Raw genomic sequence first — 11489 nt, 5'->3', positions numbered from 1 at the left:
GTTACTTGACGCCGAGACCGGCGTCGGCGACCTCGGGCTGGCCCGCGGCCTTGAGGATCTTGTTCAGCGGCTTCAGGTCGTAGATGCCGTTGAGGTCGGGCTTCTCCAGGAGACCGGCCTTGACCGCGTGGTCGGCCTGTGCCTGGAGCGTGGCCGCCAGCGGGTCGTTGGTGATCTCGATGGACTCCCACGCCGGGTCGAGAACCTCGGCCGGCAGCGCCTTGCCGCTCAGCTCCTTGAGCGCGGCGTTGGCCGACGCCTTCGCCTCGTCCGGGTTGGCGTTGATCCACTTGTTGGTGTTCACAGTGCCGCGCAGCACCGCCTCGACGACGTCCGGGTGCTCGGAGAGGAACTTCTGGGACACGATGATGTTCGTGATCACGAACTTGTCGTCGGGCCACAGCGTCGACTCGTCGAGCAGGACCTTCCCGCCCTCGGCGACCAGCTTGGACGCGGTCGGCTCCGGGACCCAGGCGCCGTCCAGGGCACCCGACTTGTAGGCGTCCGGCGTCACCTTGTTGTCCGAGCGGACCACGGAGACGTCGCCCTTGCCGCTCTGGGCGTCGACCTTCCAGCCCTTCTCGGAGATCCAGTTGAGGAACGCCACGTCCTGGGTGTTGCCCAGCTGCGGGGTGGCGATCTTCTTGCCCTTGAGGTCGTCCAGCGTCTTGATCTTCTTCGGGTTGACGACCAGCTTCACGCCGCCGGACGCCGAACCGCCGAGGATCCGCAGGTTCTTGCCCTGGGACTTGGCGAAGCCGTTGATCGAGGGGGAGGGGCCGATGAAGCCGATGTCGATCGAACCCGCGTTGAGCGCCTCTATCTCGGAGGGCCCGGCGTTGAACGTCGAGGGCTTGACCGTGGTTGCGCCCAGCTCCTTGGCGATGAGGCCTTCCTGGATACCGACCAGGGCGGTGGCGTGCGTGAGGTTCGGGAAGTAGCCGATCTTCACGGTGTCCGCGGAGAGCTTCTTTCCGTCGGCGGAGACGTTCGACTTCTTGGCGTCGTCGTCCTTCGCCTCGGAACCGTAGCCGCAGGCGGTGAGCGCCACGGCGAGCAGCGGCAGTGCGGCGGCAGCGGCGATGCTGCGGCGAACGGTGGTACGGGGGGCAGACACGGGAGGCTTTCCTCTCGTTGGCCCGGTACTCACGTCCCTCTGAAGTCGGGGGACGCGGCCGGGAGGTCGGCAGGTCTTCGTCTCAACTGGTGGTGCGGGTGGTACGAGCGGGCGCGCAGGCAGTGCGCGTACGTCATCACGCACATCGCCCGACCCCGCCCTGGCCGCTGCCGAGGGCGCCGCTGCCTACCCGGCCGCCCTCCTTCGCGAAGGTCGAGAAGAAGTCGATACTCATCAGAAGTCCCACCCCGCATCGTCGGCGGCCGTGCTGCCGGTGTCCCCGTCCGTGACGGCGGCGAACGAGGCCCCCGCCATGCCGGCCGTCAGTGTCGTCCCGTCCGCGGGGTCGATCAGCAGGAACGAACCCGTGCGCCGCGAGGCCGCGTAGGCGTCGAGCGCGAGCGGCTCGGCGGTCCGGACCACGACCCGGCCGATGTCGTTGGCGACGAGCTGTCCGGGCGCCGGGTGCTGGGAGAGGTCGTCCAGCGTGAGCCGCGAGGGGATGTCCTTGACGATCGCCTTCACGGTGCGGGTGGTGTGCTTGAGCAGCACCCGCTGACCCACGGTGAGCGGCTGGTCGGCCACGTGGCAGACGGTCGCCTCGACGTCCTGTGTGGTGCGGGGCGCATCCGCGCTCGGTGCGATCAGGTCGCCGCGCGAGATGTCCAGGTCGTCGGTGAGCCGCAGTGTCACGGACTGCGGCGCCCAGGCGATGTCGACGCTTTCGCCCAGCGCGTCGATCCCGGCGATCGTCGACGTACGGCCCGAGGGCAGGACGGTGACGGCCTCGCCGACCCGCAGCACACCGGAGGCGATCTGCCCGGCGTAGCCCCGGTAGTCGGGGTTCTCGGAGGTCTGCGGGCGGATCACGTACTGGATGGGGAAGCGGGCCGGGCACGCGGTGAGATCGTGGCTGACCGGCACGGTCTCCAGGTGTTCCAGGACGGTCGGGCCGCCGTACCAGTCCATGTGGGCGGACGGTTCCACGACGTTGTCGCCGGCCAGTGCGGAGATCGGGATCGCGGTGATCTCGGGGACGCCGAGAGAAGCCGCGTACGCGGTGAACTCCTCCGCTATGGCGGCGAACACGGGCTCCGCGTAGTCGACCAGGTCCATCTTGTTCACGGCGAGCACGACGTGCGGGACACGGAGCAGCGCCGCGACGGCGGCGTGCCGGCGGGTCTGCTCGACAACGCCGTTGCGGGCGTCGACCAGGACGACGGCCAGCTCGGCCGTGGAGGCGCCCGTGACCATGTTGCGGGTGTACTGCACATGACCCGGTGTGTCGGCGAGGATGAACCGGCGCCGGGTGGTGGCGAAGTAGCGGTACGCGACATCGATGGTGATGCCCTGCTCGCGCTCGGCCCGCAGCCCGTCGGTCAGCAGGGCCAGGTCCGGCGCCTCCTGGCCGCGGTTGGTGGAGGCGAGCGCGACGGCCTCCAGCTGGTCGGTGAGGACCGACTTGGAGTCGTGCAGGAGCCGTCCCACGAGGGTGGACTTGCCGTCGTCGACGGACCCCGCGGTGGCGAACCGCAGCAGGGTGGTGGCCGACAACTGCTCAGTAGTGGTGGTCATTTAGAAGTACCCCTCGCGCTTGCGGTCTTCCATCGCGGCCTCTGACATCTTGTCGTCGGCACGGGTCGCGCCCCGCTCGGTGAGCCGGGAGGCGGCGATCTCGGTGATCACGGCATCCAGTGTGGTGGCGTCGGAGTCGACGGCACCGGTGCAGGACATGTCGCCGACCGTGCGGTACCGGACCTGACGGGTCTCGACCGTCTCGTGGTCCTTGGGGCCGCCCCAGTCGCCCGCGGTCAGCCACATGCCGGAGCGGTTGAAGACCTCGCGGTCGTGGGCGAAGTAGATCTCCGGGAGCTCGATCCCCTCGCGCTCGATGTACTGCCAGACGTCGAGCTCGGTCCAGTTGGAGATCGGGAACACCCGGACGTGCTCACCGGCGGCGTGCCGGCCGTTGTACAGCTGCCACAGCTCGGGGCGCTGGCGGCGCGGGTCCCACTGGGAGAACTCGTCGCGCAGCGAGAAGACCCTCTCCTTGGCCCTGGCCTTCTCCTCGTCGCGCCGGCCGCCGCCGAACACGGCGTCGAAGCGGTGCTGCTGGATCGCCTCGGTCAGCGGGACGGTCTGCAGGGGGTTGCGGGTGCCGTCGGGGCGCTCGCGGAGCTTGCCCGCGTCGATGTACTCCTGGACGGAGGCGACATGCAGGCGCAGCCCGTGCTTCTCGACCGTGCGGTCACGGTATTCGAGGACCTCGGGGAAGTTGTGCCCGGTGTCGACGTGCAGCAGCGTGAAAGGGACCGGGGCCGGGGCGAATGCCTTGAGGGCCAGGTGCAGCATGAGGATCGAGTCCTTGCCGCCGGAGAAAAGGATCACCGGCCGCTCGAACTCACCCGCCACCTCGCGGAAGATGTGCACCGCCTCGGACTCCAGGGAGTCGAGGTGGCTGAGCGCGTACGGGTTGACGGTGCCTTCCGGCACGGTGGCGACGGTGCTCACGCCAGGCCCCTCTCGGTGAGCAGCGCACGAAGCGCCGCTGCGGACTCCTGCACGGTCTGCTGGTGCGATTCGATCCGCAGATCCGGCGACTCGGGTGCCTCGTAGGGGTCGTCGACCCCGGTCAGGCCACTGATCTCGCCCGCCGCCTGCTTGGCGTACAGCCCCTTGACATCGCGTACGGAGCAGACCTCGACCGGTGTCGCGACGTGCACCTCCAGATAGGCGGTGCCCTCGGCGCCGTGGCGCTTGCGTACCGCGTCGCGGCTGTCGGCGTACGGGGCGATGACCGGCACGAGCACCTTCACGCCGTTGGCCGCCAGCAGTCCGGCGACGAAGCCGATCCGCTGGACGTTGGTGTGCCGGTCCTCGCGGGAGAAGCCGAGGCCCGCGGAGAGGAACTCCCGGATCTCGTCGCCGTCCAGGACCTCGACCCGGTGGCCGTCACTGCGCAGCCGGCCCGCCAGCTCGTACGCGATGGTGGTCTTGCCCGCGCTCGGCAGACCGGTGAGCCAGACGGTGGCTCCCGTCTCCGTCACGCTCATCGAAATCTCCTGATCAGTCGTCATCAGCCGTGCAGCCCGCATTCGGTCTTTCCGCGCCCGGCCCAGCGGCCGGCCCGTGCGTCCTCGCCCTCCAGCACCCGCCGGGTGCAGGGCGCGCAGCCGACGGAGGCGTAACCGTCCGTCAGCAGCGGGTTGGTCAGTACGCCGTGTTCGGCGACGTACGCGTCCACGTCGTCCTGGGTCCAGCGGGCGATCGGCGAGACCTTGACCTTGCGGCGCTTCTCGTCCCAGCCGACGACCGGGGTGTTCGCCCGGGTGGGGGACTCGTCACGGCGCAGGCCGGTCGCCCAGGCCCCGTACGCGGTCAGGCCCTCCTCCAGCGGCTTGACCTTGCGCAGCGCGCAGCACAGGTCGGGGTTGCGGTCGTGCAGCCTCGGTCCGTGCTCGGCGTCCTGTTCGGCCACCGACCGGCGCGGGGTCAGCGTGATGACGTTGACGTCCATCACGGCGTCGACCGCGTCCCGGGTCCCGATCGTCTCCTCGAAGTGGTAGCCGGTGTCGAGGAACACCACGTCCACGCCGGGCGCGACGCGGGAGGCGAGGTGTGCGACGACCGCGTCCTCCATGGAGGACGTGACGCAGAACTTCTTGCCGAAGGTGTCGGTGGCCCACTTCAGGATGTCGAGCGCGGAGGCGTCCTCCAGCTCGCGCCCCGCACGGGTCGCCAGCTCCTCCAGAGCCTCGTCGGTGAGTTCGCCGGCTTGCAGCGTGTCCGTCATGTCCCGTCCCCTTCCACGTCGTTGCGCTGGAGTCCCTGGGCCAGCAGGCCCAGGAACTTCAGCTGGAACGCGCGATTGCAGGAAGCACATTCCCAGGCGCCGTGCCCTGTCTCGTGCGGGCGCAGATCCTCGTCGCCGCAGTACGGGCAGTAGAACGGCGCTGCTCGTTCGCTCATGACAGCGACTCCGCACTGGCCCGCGCGGCCCAGGTCGCGAAGCGCTCGTCGTCCTCGCGCTCCTCCTGGAACCTGCCGAGGACCCGCTCGACGTAGTCGGGCAGTTCGGCCGAAGTGACCTTCAGTCCGCGGACCTTGCGGCCGAAGCCGGCCTCCAGGCCGAGCGCGCCGCCGAGGTGCACCTGGTAGCCCTCGACCTGGTTGCCGTCGGCATCCAGCATGAGCTGGCCCTTGAGGCCGATGTCCGCGGTCTGGATGCGGGCGCAGGCGTTGGGGCAGCCGTTGATGTTGATGGTGAGCGGTTCCTCGAAGTCCGGCAGGCGGCGCTCCAGTTCGTCGATGAGCGCGGCGCCGCGCGCCTTCGTCTCGACGATGGCCAGCTTGCAGAACTCGATGCCGGTGCAGGCCATCGTGCCGCGCCGGAAGGTGGAGGGCTTCACCTGGAAGTCCAGCGCCTCCAGCCCGGCGGAGAGGGACTCGACCTGGTCCTGCTCCACGTCCAGGATGATCATCTTCTGCTCGACCGTGGTACGCACCCGGCCCGAGCCGTGCGCCTCCGCCAGCTCCGCGATCTTGGCCAGGGTGGAGCCGTCCACCCGGCCGACGCGCGGGGCGAAGCCCACGTAGAAGCGGCCGTCCTGCTGCTGGTGGACACCGATGTGGTCGCGCCAGCGGGAAGAGGGTTCGGCGGGGGCGGGGCCGTCCAGCAGCGGGCGCTTCAGGTACTCGTCCTGAAGCACCTGGCGGAACTTCGCCGGACCCCAGTCGGCCATCAGGAACTTCAGGCGGGCGCGCGTACGGAGACGGCGGTAGCCGTAGTCGCGGAAGATGCCGACGACACCGGCCCAGACATCGGGAACCTCGTCCAACGGCACCCAGGTGCCCAGGCGTTCGGCCAGCCGCGGGTTGGTGGACAGGCCACCGCCGACCCAGACGTCGAAGCCCGGACCGTGCTCGGGGTGGTCGACACCGACGAAGGCGATGTCGTTGATCTCGTGCACCACGTCCTGGACGGGCGAGCCGGAGATCGCGGTCTTGAACTTGCGCGGCAGGTTGGAGAACTCCGGGCTGCCGATGTACCGGTCGTGGATCTCGTCCACCGCGGGCGTGCCGTCGATGATCTCGTCCGCGGCGATGCCCGCCACGGGCGAGCCGATGATCACGCGGGGGCAGTCACCGCAGGCCTCGGTGGTGGAGAGCCCGACGGCCTCCAGCTTCTCCCAGATCGCCGGGACGTCCTCGATGCGGATCCAGTGCATCTGGACGTTCTGCCGGTCGGTGATGTCGGCCGTCCCGCGCGCGTACTGCTCGGAGATCTCACCGATCACCCGCAACTGTGCGGTCGTCAGCCTTCCGCCGTCGATGCGCACCCGCAGCATGAAGTACGAGTCCTCGAGCTCCTCGGGCTCCAGCACCGCGGTCTTGCCGCCGTCGATGCCGGCCCGGCGCTGGGTATAGAGGCCCCACCAGCGCATACGGCCGCGCAGGTCGTTCGGGTCGATCGAGTCGAAGCCGCGCTTGGAGTAGATCGTCTCAATGCGCGTCCGCACGTTGAGACTGTCGTCGTCCTTCTTGAACTGCTCGTTCCCGTTGAGCGGGGTGTAGTGACCCATGGCCCACTGACCTTCACCACGGTGACGTCCGGCCTTGCGGCGGGGCGTGGCGGTAGCAGGCTGTTCGGGGGTGGCGGCCATGGCAAATACGTCCTTCGGGACTGCAGGAGGGCGGCTCTGAACTGCACACTCGCGTGAAGCGCGGCGGTGCGCAGGATGAAGCGTGATCAAGGAAGCGCGGCGGTGCTGGAGACTCTCAGCGGGCCGGACAGATGGCGCTGGACATGCGGCCGAGGTCGACGTGCCGCCGACTCACCAAGGCAATTCCAGTTCCAGACATGAAGGAAGCGTGTCACGCGGATCTCGGGGCAGTCCACCACGATCCACTATGTGGACGAGATGGTCCCGAAATGTGAGACGCTGTGGTATCCGTCACTTCCGGGACGTCGACAAAGCGACTTGATCAGGACTCGGAGCCGTCGTACGCGCCGGGCCAGGGGCCGGGGTTCGCGGCGTCGGGCTCCCGCTCGGTCCGGGTGTCGAAGAGCCGGAATCCGCGGCGCAGGTAGTTGTCCATGGCGTGCGGGCCGTCGTTGGAACAGGTGTGCACCCACACCCGCTCGGTCGCCATCCGGCCGGGGTGGCGCTCGGCCAGGTCCCAGGCGCGCGCGACCCCGTACGACAGGAGATGGCCGCCGATCCGGCGTCCCCGGAAGGCCGGGATCAGCCCGAAGTACCCGATCTCGACCACTCCGCCCTCCTGCGAGTCGAGCTCGATGAAACCGGCGGGGGTCCCGTTCTCGTACGCCACCCAGGTCTCGGCGCCCGGCCGGTCCAGGACCTCCTGCCACTGCGCGTACGTCAGCCCCAGCCGGTCGGTCCACCGGACGTCGCCGCCCACCGCCGTGTAGAGGAACCGGCTGAACTCCGGCAGTGCCGTCTGCGACCGTACGATCCGCACGTCACCCGCGGGGACGGCGGCGGGAAGCAGATCGGCGGACGAGGTCTGCTCCAGCGACCAGATCGTCACCTCGGAGGTGGGAGCGGCGGCGGGAAGGATGGAGTTGCTCATGGCCGCCAGAAAACCACGCCGCCCGTGCCGCGCCAAACCCGGTCCCCGCGCAACCCGCGCCGCGCCGAACCCGGTCCCCGCGCAATCGAGCAACCCGCGCAACGCCGGACCGGCCGTCCCGCTGTCCGCCCGGTCTCAGGCCGCACCCGCGGACATGCGCGCCCTGATCACCACCGGAGCCGTCGAACGGGGCAGCAGGTCGGCCGGCAGGTCCGGGTGGATCACCTCCACCTGCACCCCCTCACCGAAGCGGTACGGGCGATGGGCGAGCACCTCCGCCAGATGACGCCGTATCCGCGAGATCTCGGCCCGGACCGTCACCGTCCGGGTCGGGTCGCCGAAGATGTCCTGGGCCAGCTCCGCCGCGGTGCGCCCCTCCCGGTGCAGGGCCAGCGCGTACAGCAGCTCCGCGTGGCGGGGGGAGAGCTGCTGGGTCCAGGTGCCCACCGGACCCGCCACATGCACGGCGAGCCCGCGCTCCCGGCTCAGGTCGAGCACCACACGGCGCGGCGGTCCGTCCGCCCGGCCGTCCGCCGCCCGCACCAGCCAGCCGCCCGGCAGTGGCTCCACGAGGCACATCCCGAGCGAGGCCAGCCACACCCGGCCCGGCTGCAACGACTTCGGCAGCGGCAGCCGGTCCACCGGCGGCATCCCGCTGACGGCGGCCAGCCAGCCGTGGGTGTCCACCACCAGCGCACGGCCGCCCAGTCGGCACAGGATGGGGGCCGCCACCGACCGCAGCCGCTCGATCGCCACCAGGTGCCGTGTCCGCAGTTCGCTCTCCGCGAGCGAGGCCACCGTGCCGACCAGTGCCAGCGTCGTCGGATGGAAGGTGGACGCGGGGCCGCTGATGTCGACGATGCCCATCAGCCGTCCGTCCCGTGGATCGCGCACCGGGGCCGCCGCACAGGTCCAGTTGTGCAGGGCACGGATGAAGTGCTCGGCCGAGTGGACCTGCACGGGAGTGCGGGTGGCGAGCGCCGTGCCGATCGCGTTGGTCCCGGTCGTCGACTCGGACCAGGCGGCACCCTCCTCCAGGCAGATGTCCTTGGCCAGACGCATCACGGCCGAGTGGCCCTGGCGCCACAGCACCCGGCCCTCCGGGTCCGTGACGACCAGGATCTGCTGGGCCGCGTCGGCGATCGCGGCCAGCCCGTCCCGCAGCAGCGGCATGACGTCGCCGAGTGCCGTGCTCCGGCGCCGGTGCTCGATCTCGTCCGCCTCCAGCAGCTCGCTCTCCGGCGACTGCTCGGGATTGATGCCGCTGCGCAGCACCCGGTCCCAGGAGGCGTCGATCTCCGCGCGCGGGACCGGCACCCCACGCTCGCCCGCCAGGCGGGCTTCCCTGGCAAGGTGCACCAGGCGGGTGGCGGTCACCACCGCGTGCGGGTCCGAAGCCGGCTGCGGTGCCGCGACAGGGCTTGTCTCCATGACGGGTTCCCCCCAAAACAATGCGTGGACCCGATCCGGACGGGAAAGTACCGGGCCCAGGAGGTCCATCCTGCCGTGCCGGTGTGTCAGCCACCGCACACTCCACACAATGGTTGCAACCGTTCCTAGCCAGGACGCGTAAGTGAGTCCTGGACCCACTTGTGTGTTCTGGGCGCATCCCGAGCGGTGTTGGATGCGCTGGGTTGCCGCTTTCGCGTCCCGTTCGGCGGCACGCCTCCAGGGGCGTGGTCCGTTGCGGGTGGGCGGGTTCCCTCACGCCCTGGTACACCTGGTCCGGCCTGGGCGGTCCGATGCCCGACACGATCACCAGAAGGGCCCGGCACGACGAACGACGCCGCCAACGCCCGGACACCACCCACCACCACACCCCTATCGCCGGACGGCTACCACCCAGCACAACGAGCAGGCACTCAGGTCACCCATTCGGCCTCCAAACGCCCGTTCCGATCTGTGCCGGCCCACCACCGGACTCACTCCCGGCTCTACAGCTCGCATCTGCACACCAAACCGACAGCAGCTTGCAACCCTTTGCAACCCTGGTGACAGGCCGCAGACCGTACGAGAGTGGTAGAACACCGGACGGGGGTCCTCGGCCCCACCGTTCGGTGGTCCACAAAGGTGGAGGGTGGTGCCGTGTCGGCGCAGCACCACCCTCCATCGTTGTCCGTGCGCCGGGGAACTACCGGTCCTGGGCCCGGGCCCGCTCCACGACCGAGGCCAGATCCAGGCTGTGCGGCAGCGTCCCGAACGCAGAGCCCCAGTCCCCGCCGAGCCGCGAGGCGCAGAACGCGTCAGCGACCTCCGGCGGAGCCCAGCGCAGCAGCAGTGAGCCCTGGAGCACGAGCGCCATCCGCTCCACCAGTCGCCTGGCCCGCGCCTCCACGGAATCCAGATCCGCCAGCTCGGTCAGCAGGTCCTTGATCGCCGCATCGAGCCGGTGATCGGCGCCGCGTGCCTTTCCGACCTCCTGGAGGAACGCGTTGAGCGCCTGGGGCTCGCGCTGGAGCGCGCGCAGCACATCGAGCGCCTGTACGTTGCCCGAGCCCTCCCAGATCGAGTTGAGCGGCGCCTCGCGCAGCAGCCGGGGCATCCCGGACTCCTCCACGTACCCGTTCCCGCCGAGGCACTCCAGAGCCTCACCGACCACCGCGCTGCACCGCTTCGTCACCCAGTACTTGGCGGTCGGCACGGCGATCCGCAGGAACGCCCGCTCCTCCTCCGTGTCCGCGTCGTACGCGGCGGCCAGCCGCAGCGCCAGCGTCGTCGCAGCCTCCGACTCCAGGGCCAGATCGGCCAGGACGTTGCGCATCAGCGGCTTCTCGATCAGCAGCCCGCCGAACGCGCTGCGGTATGCGGTGTGATGGATCGCCTGCGCCACCGCCTGCCGCATCAGCGCCGACGAACCGACCACGCAGTCCAGCCGGGTCGCCGCCACCATCTCGATGATGGTGCGCACCCCGCGCCCCTCCTCGCCGACCCGGCGGGCCCAGGTCCCGTCGAACTCGACCTCGCTGGAGGCGTTGGACCTGTTGCCCAGCTTGTCCTTGAGCCGCTGGATCGCGAACACGTTGCGGGCGCCGTCCGGCAGGACGCGCGGCACGAGGAAGCAGCTCAGCCCGCCCGGCGCCTGGGCCAGCACGAGGAACCCGTCGGACATGGGCGCCGAGCAGAACCACTTGTGGCCGGTGAGCAGATATTCCCCGTCGGCGGCGAGCGGCTCGGCGCGCGTGGTGTTGGAGCGCACATCCGTGCCGCCCTGCTTCTCCGTCATGCCCATCCCGAAGAGCACGCCGGCCTTCTGCGACGCCGGTCGCAGTCCCTCCTCGTACACGTGCGAGGTCAGCAGGGGCTCCCACTCGGCGGCCAGCGCCGGGTCGGTCCGCAGTGCGGGGACGGCGGCGTGCGTCATCGACAGCGGGCAGCCGTGGCCGGCCTCGGCCTGCGTCCACACCAGGAACCCGGCAGCCCGTCGGACATGCCCGGCCGGCCGGCCCCAGGCGTCGGTCAGACCGCCGGACACCGCATGCCCCAGCAGCCGGTGCCAGGCCGGATGGAACTCCACTTCGTCGACGCGGTGTCCGTACCGGTCGTGTGTGTGCAGTGTGGGCGGATTCTCGTTCGCCTGCGCACCCCACTGCTGCGCCTGGGCGGAGCCCGCGGACAGACCGAGGGCTCCGAGTTCCGTCTGCGCCTCGGGGAGGATCTCGGGCGCGATGTGACGCTCGACCGCTTCGGTGAGAGCGCGGTCGGTGGCGAAGACGTCATAGCCGACCAGCGGCGGAACCTGGTTGGTCACTGTGTGGGTGGTTGCTGCCATGCCGATACG

11 protein-coding genes are annotated in these 11489 nt (G+C 70.1%); all 11 read right to left on the bottom strand.

All coding sequences use genetic code 11. The annotated features are described in order from the left end of the window. Position 1: 1 nt before the first annotated feature. Entirely contained in the window at positions 2-1117 is a 1116-nt protein-coding gene (locus ACFWBQ_RS07335) for an aliphatic sulfonate ABC transporter substrate-binding protein (RefSeq protein WP_385485091.1), read from the bottom strand. 234 nt (positions 1118-1351) lie between these two features. Continuing rightward, entirely contained in the window at positions 1352-2692 is a 1341-nt protein-coding gene (locus ACFWBQ_RS07330) for a sulfate adenylyltransferase subunit 1 (RefSeq protein ID WP_385485089.1), read from the bottom strand. After that, entirely contained in the window at positions 2693-3628 is a 936-nt protein-coding gene (cysD, locus tag ACFWBQ_RS07325) for a sulfate adenylyltransferase subunit CysD (protein WP_383176631.1), read from the bottom strand. Further along, positions 3625-4194 (bottom strand): adenylyl-sulfate kinase, encoded by a 570-nt coding sequence (cysC, locus tag ACFWBQ_RS07320; RefSeq protein WP_385485087.1) that lies wholly within the window; start codon positions 4192-4194, stop codon positions 3625-3627. Before cysC ends, cysD begins: the two co-directional genes overlap by 4 nt. After that, positions 4194-4910, bottom strand: a complete 717-nt coding sequence (locus ACFWBQ_RS07315) for a phosphoadenylyl-sulfate reductase (RefSeq protein WP_385485085.1) — start codon at positions 4908-4910, stop codon at positions 4194-4196. Before ACFWBQ_RS07315 ends, cysC begins: the two co-directional genes overlap by 1 nt. Further along, positions 4907-5086 carry a hypothetical protein gene (locus ACFWBQ_RS07310; protein ID WP_104784589.1) on the bottom strand — a complete coding sequence of 60 codons (180 nt, stop codon included), beginning with the start codon at positions 5084-5086 and terminating at the stop codon, positions 4907-4909. The genes ACFWBQ_RS07315 and ACFWBQ_RS07310 overlap by 4 nt, the downstream gene beginning before the upstream one ends. Then, complete coding sequence (locus tag ACFWBQ_RS07305) at positions 5083-6780, bottom strand: nitrite/sulfite reductase (protein WP_385485082.1); 1698 nt, start codon at positions 6778-6780, stop codon at positions 5083-5085. Before ACFWBQ_RS07305 ends, ACFWBQ_RS07310 begins: the two co-directional genes overlap by 4 nt. 115 nt (positions 6781-6895) lie before the next feature. Further along, positions 6896-6979, bottom strand: a complete 84-nt coding sequence (locus ACFWBQ_RS07300; protein WP_310591794.1) for a putative leader peptide — start codon at positions 6977-6979, stop codon at positions 6896-6898. 123 nt (positions 6980-7102) lie between these two features. Then, on the bottom strand, positions 7103-7711 hold the full coding sequence (locus tag ACFWBQ_RS07295; RefSeq protein WP_385485080.1) for a GNAT family N-acetyltransferase: 609 nt from the start codon (positions 7709-7711) through the stop codon (positions 7103-7105). Positions 7712-7846: 135 nt separating this feature from the next. Further along, positions 7847-9142 carry a GAF domain-containing protein gene (locus ACFWBQ_RS07290; protein ID WP_385485078.1) on the bottom strand — a complete coding sequence of 432 codons (1296 nt, stop codon included), beginning with the start codon at positions 9140-9142 and terminating at the stop codon, positions 7847-7849. Positions 9143-9842: 700 nt separating this feature from the next. Next, complete coding sequence (locus ACFWBQ_RS07285) at positions 9843-11480, bottom strand: acyl-CoA dehydrogenase family protein (protein ID WP_385485076.1); 1638 nt, start codon at positions 11478-11480, stop codon at positions 9843-9845. Between the last annotated feature and the right edge of the window lie 9 nt (positions 11481-11489).

It is taken from the genome of Streptomyces sp. NPDC060035 (genome assembly GCF_042736635.1).
GTDB lineage: Bacteria > Actinomycetota > Actinomycetes > Streptomycetales > Streptomycetaceae > Streptomyces.
The sequence above is the reverse complement of the archived record's forward strand: the minus strand, read 5'-3'. Positions and strand labels throughout refer to the sequence as shown.

Bases quoted from the DNA above. Each gene is read 5' to 3' on its own strand.
- ACFWBQ_RS07290 (WP_385485078.1), bottom strand. From the start codon at position 9,142: ATGGAGACAAGCCCTGTCGCGGCACCGCAGCCGGCTTCGGACCCGCAC.
- ACFWBQ_RS07310 (WP_104784589.1), bottom strand. From the start codon at position 5,086: ATGAGCGAACGAGCAGCGCCGTTCTACTGCCCGTACTGCGGCGACGAG.
- ACFWBQ_RS07295 (WP_385485080.1), bottom strand. From the start codon at position 7,711: ATGAGCAACTCCATCCTTCCCGCCGCCGCTCCCACCTCCGAGGTGACG.
- ACFWBQ_RS07285 (WP_385485076.1), bottom strand. From the start codon at position 11,480: ATGGCAGCAACCACCCACACAGTGACCAACCAGGTTCCGCCGCTGGTC.
- ACFWBQ_RS07315 (WP_385485085.1), bottom strand. From the start codon at position 4,910: ATGACGGACACGCTGCAAGCCGGCGAACTCACCGACGAGGCTCTGGAG.
- ACFWBQ_RS07305 (WP_385485082.1), bottom strand. From the start codon at position 6,780: ATGGCCGCCACCCCCGAACAGCCTGCTACCGCCACGCCCCGCCGCAAG.
- ACFWBQ_RS07300 (WP_310591794.1), bottom strand. From the start codon at position 6,979: ATGTCTGGAACTGGAATTGCCTTGGTGAGTCGGCGGCACGTCGACCTC.
- cysC (WP_385485087.1), bottom strand. From the start codon at position 4,194: ATGACGACTGATCAGGAGATTTCGATGAGCGTGACGGAGACGGGAGCC.
- ACFWBQ_RS07330 (WP_385485089.1), bottom strand. From the start codon at position 2,692: ATGACCACCACTACTGAGCAGTTGTCGGCCACCACCCTGCTGCGGTTC.